Source organism: Lentzea sp. NPDC042327, assembly GCF_040647275.1.
Classification (GTDB): domain Bacteria; phylum Actinomycetota; class Actinomycetes; order Mycobacteriales; family Pseudonocardiaceae; genus Lentzea.
Genome location: NZ_JBEZBX010000041.1, coordinates 1 through 4,127 on the forward strand (window position 1 = coordinate 1; position 4,127 = coordinate 4,127).

Annotated in this window: 3 protein-coding genes; 2 read left to right on the plus strand and 1 reads right to left on the minus strand. The window is 70.6% G+C overall.

Annotation, left to right across the window (positions count from 1 at the left end):
- Positions 1-107: 107 nt before the first annotated feature.
- Complete coding sequence (locus tag AB0A63_RS40520; protein WP_360402171.1) at positions 108-2,564, minus strand: TIR domain-containing protein; 2,457 nt, start codon at positions 2,562-2,564, stop codon at positions 108-110.
- Between the two features lie 392 nt (positions 2,565-2,956).
- On the opposite strand from AB0A63_RS40520, the gene AB0A63_RS40525 reads away from it, so the two are divergent.
- Together AB0A63_RS40525 and AB0A63_RS40530 are read left to right on the plus strand one after the other, a co-directional pair.
- Positions 2,957-3,253 (plus strand): hypothetical protein, encoded by a 297-nt coding sequence (locus AB0A63_RS40525; protein ID WP_360402174.1) that lies wholly within the window; start codon positions 2,957-2,959, stop codon positions 3,251-3,253.
- Positions 3,250-4,053: a hypothetical protein gene (locus AB0A63_RS40530; RefSeq protein ID WP_360402177.1), complete on the plus strand. Its 804-nt coding sequence runs from the start codon at positions 3,250-3,252 to the stop codon at positions 4,051-4,053. The genes AB0A63_RS40525 and AB0A63_RS40530 overlap by 4 nt, the downstream gene beginning before the upstream one ends.
- Positions 4,054-4,127 lie beyond the last annotated feature (74 nt).

Below are 4,127 nucleotides of genomic sequence, written 5' to 3' on the forward strand. Positions count from 1 at the left end.
GGCCTCTGCCAGCGCGATCCGCACGGCCGGTGTGGCGTCGCGGGCGCGCAGCGCCTCGATCGCCGCCAGCAGCGATGTCCTCGTGTTACCGCCGGTGGCCGTGACCGTCACGTGAAGTCCTCGTACAGCTCGACGACACCGGGCCGGCAGACGGCGAGCAACCGGCCGTTCGCCGAGATGGTGGCGGTGGTCGCGTTGGGCCACAGTACCTGCGGCTCCCCGTCGCGCCAGTAGGCGTACCCACCGTCCGGATCGGACACGATGAACCGGCCGGGCACCCCGCAGGTGCCGATCAGCGAGTGGCCCGCGGGGAAGACGTGGTCGCGCACCTGCCGGTCCGCCGCGTCGACCAGCCACGTCTCGGTTCCGGCCGCCGTCTCGACCAGCAGCGTGCACTGGCCGGCAGCCGAGCCGGGCAACAGCCCGCGCGCACCGGGTCGCGGTTCGCCCACGCCGATCGAGCCGTCCAGCCGCAGACTCGTCAGCGCCTCACCGGTGAGCAGGACCAGCCGGGTGCCCGCGTAGGCGAGATCGGTCACGAAGCCGACCGCCGGCATGTTGGCGACGCGGCGGTTGTCGGAGTAGATGGCGAGCCCGCCGGACAGGTCGGCGACGGCGAACCGGTCACGGGCGTCGGCCGCCGCGATGCGGTGCACCCCGGCCTTGACCTCAAGCAGCTCGTGGCGCCGGCCGTCCGGCGCGAACAGCCACAGGTGCTGCTTCCACGACCCCGCGACCAGGTTGTCACCGACGAAGCACAGGTCGCCGACCGCGCCGTCCATCCGCGCGGTGACCACGGGAGCCCCGTCGGCGAAGCAGCGCACCGCTCCGTCCCAGCCGCCGACGGCCAGCCGTCCATCCGGTCCGCGGGCCACCCGGCGCACCACGACCGCACAGCTGTCCCGCCAGACCGTGTGCTCGCCCTCCCGGACGACCAGGGTGTCGGTGCCGCGTTCCCACACCACCAGCCGGCCGTCGCCGAGGGGCCAGGCCGCCCGGCTCTCGATCCGGCACGTCTCCACCAGCTGCGTGGCCCGGCCGTCCCGCCGCGGGGCCGTTCGCGTCGAGCCGCGGAAACGCCGGTACACCGAACCGAGGCTGTCCTCGGACGGCAGGTCGCGGCACGCGTCGCGGAGGATCCGGCAGGCCCGCACCGCGGTCGTGCAGGACGCCAGCCGCTCGGCGAGCGGACCGTCCACCAGTGCGGCGAGCGCGCTCAGGTCCTCGGCCCTGGTCGTGGTCCTCGGCCGGCCCGGACACAGCGCCACGGTGCCCAGCGCACCGACGACCACGTTGGCGAGCACGACATCACCGTGCACGACCGGCGGATCCGCCTCGTGCAGTCCGCGCAGCACCTCCGCGACGCCCAGCGCCAGCTCGCAGGCGGCGCGGGGTGGCAGCTCCCGCACGTGCTCGACCAGGTTCTCGGCCCAGATACCGTCGATCGCGGGCATCGCGAGGTAGTGCAGCCGGCGACCGGCGATCACGAGGTCGCCGCCGTCGTCGGGCGCCAGGACGCCGCCCCGCCGCCCGTTCGCGAACCGGGCGACGTGCTGGCGGAAGGCGCGTTCGTCGGCCGGTGGCGGTTCGACGAGGACGACCGTCATCGGCTTGTCACGGCTCGTGTCGTGCGCGCCGTAGAGCGGTCCGAGCGTGGTGCGCCCCAGCGCGGGGCCGCGCAGCAGGTAGTCGGTGCCGGGCAACCGCCGGGTTCCGTCCTCACCGGCGGGCAGGACGTCCCAGGCCGCCACCTGTTCGTCCGGCCGGTGCCAGTCGGGGAACACCCACTGCGTCAGCATCGCCAGGGTCTTGAGCGGGGACTCGATCGTCTCCGCCGTCACGGCCGGCCCGTCGACGTAGCCGGGTACGACCTGCCGTCCGTAGCCCTCCATGGTCGCCAGCGCGTCCCGGATCTCGGCCGGCAGGCTCCGCCGCATCATCAGGCGGTCGGTGATCCAGCCGAACTCCGCGTGCCCTGGAATTTCGCCGACTTCCTGGCGGTACAAATACTGGCACAGTTCACGATAGGCCCGGTACGCCTCGAACAACGCTCGTTCCGGTTGGTCGACGTGACCGAACGGGGTAGCGCAGATCTGCCCGAGCGCGTCTTTCCCCGGACTCGTCGGCTCCACCCTCCGGCGAATTCTTCTGGTGACGAGCAGGTACTGCTGGTCGTAGTCGTGGCGCCGGTTGGTCAGGTCGCAGATGGTCAGCTGGCTCAGGTACGACGGCACCTTCATCGTCAGCGGCCGGAAGATCGCCGGAATCGTTCGCACCTCCCGCGCGCCGGGATCTCGCGCAAGGCTGATGTGCAGCTCAGCCTTGGTCCAGTCGCGTCCGAGGTAGGCGTCGGACAGGCAGACGATCATGTGCGCCGACTGCGCGATCCCGTCCGCCAGCTGTTCCATGACGGGAACGCCGCCCGCCATCTGCTCGTAGTCGATCCAGACCTGGAACCCATCCCTTTTGAGAGCCGTGACAAAAGGTTTGACCAAGTCCTCGTCGGCGATCGCGTAACTGATGAACACGTCGAAAACGGGGGACAGGTCGTCCCGGTCAGCCAACTCGAAATCCTCCGTCCGCGACCTTGTCGGTCACCCCCCGGATTCCGGCAGGTTATCAGCGCGGGGTGCGGCGTCAGTGGCCAAAAAGAGGACAAATAGAGGCCAGAACGCGCAGTCGAAACCCGTGTTCGGCCTTGCCGGACAACCGGGACACCGACGCGTGTGCACGCTCTCGGCAGTTTCGGTGCGGCGAGAAGCGTTCGCGATCTTCGCTGCGGCCTGCTGGCTCACTCGAACGGCGCATCTCCACCGGCAAAGGCTCACTGCGGGCGTCGAGACCGCGCAGATCATGCACCGAAAGGGTGAGAGGAACGGCTCCAGCTGATCTCTTTAGTGTGAAGCAGCGCCCCTATATAGAGTACAAGAAACCCAGGTCACGGTACTGTCCCGCCATGTTCTGGCGACGGCGGCGTCACGCCGGTCGCGTGCTGCGGGCCCTGACAGCACGACCCGACCTCGAGCTCGACACGGCAGCACTTGCGGAGGCGGCTGCCCTCAGTCCAGCGCGGTTGTACCCCGTCCTGGTGCGCCTGCGCCGGCTGAACCAGGTCGCCACCCGCTGGGCCGCGACCCCTGGGCGCTCGGGGCGCCAGCTGCACCGGGCAACGGTCTACGGGCGGTGGGTCTCCGCCGAGCACCGTCCGCGGTTCGTCCCCTCGTGGCCCGCCGATGGGAAGACCGCCGAGTGAACACCGTCTGGCTGCCGATCGCTGATGGCGGCTATGACAGAGCGGCTGCGCTCTACGCGGTGCTGATCGAAGGCGGCGACCACGCGTCGCAGGTTCCCGCCGGCGCCGGCGCTGTGGCCGGCGTGGTCGCCGTGCTCTACGCGGTGCGCTACTGCCTTGTCGTCCGGTCGCTGTCGGTGCAGCCGCGTGAGGTGGCCTGGCTCCTCCTGATCGCACCGCTGCTGCCGCTCGGCGAGGCCCGCGCGTGGATCGCGGACTTCGAAGGACAGCTCGCTGATCTCCCGCCGCGGCAACGTGATGCGGTGCGTTCACACATCGGGATGTCGTTCCTGGTGTTGCTGCGCGCGACATGGGCGGCGTGGGTGGCGAAGAAGCTCGACGTCCTGCGCGAGCTGTCCAGCTGGCTCACCGCCGTGTGGATGTTGCCCCGCATCGGCCGGGTGAACGCGCTGCTGCGCTCCAGGATGCCGGTCTGGCCGAAGCACGAGGAGCAGCTCCACCAGCTCCAGAGGCAGCTGAGGAAGCTCCGGCTGTGGGGGTGGTTGCTGGCGCGCGGCGTGAGCGAGCGGCACCACCCGAAGATCGTCACCAACGCCGCGTGGCTGGCGAGGAGCTGCACCGGTCTCCTCGCGGAGCAGGAGCGGCCTGACCGGGCTCGCCCGCAGGACCGCCTGCCGTCCCCGCTGGAGGTCGCCTACCTGCTGGAGATCAACCACACGACGCTGGTGATCACGCAGCTCGTCGAGCGGCTGGCAACGTCACGGCGTGGCTGGAAGCGTGAGGTGGGCGGGGCGGCCTAGGGCCTGTGTCGAGGTCCCGTTCGATGAGAGTCGCGCCTGAGGTGGTTCCTGGCGGTGCGGGCGAACAGCCCGCA

Coding starts and splice junctions, on each gene's coding strand:
- AB0A63_RS40525 (WP_360402174.1), top strand. CDS start 2,957: ATGTTCTGGCGACGGCGGCGTCACGCCGGTCGCGTGCTGCGGGCCCTG.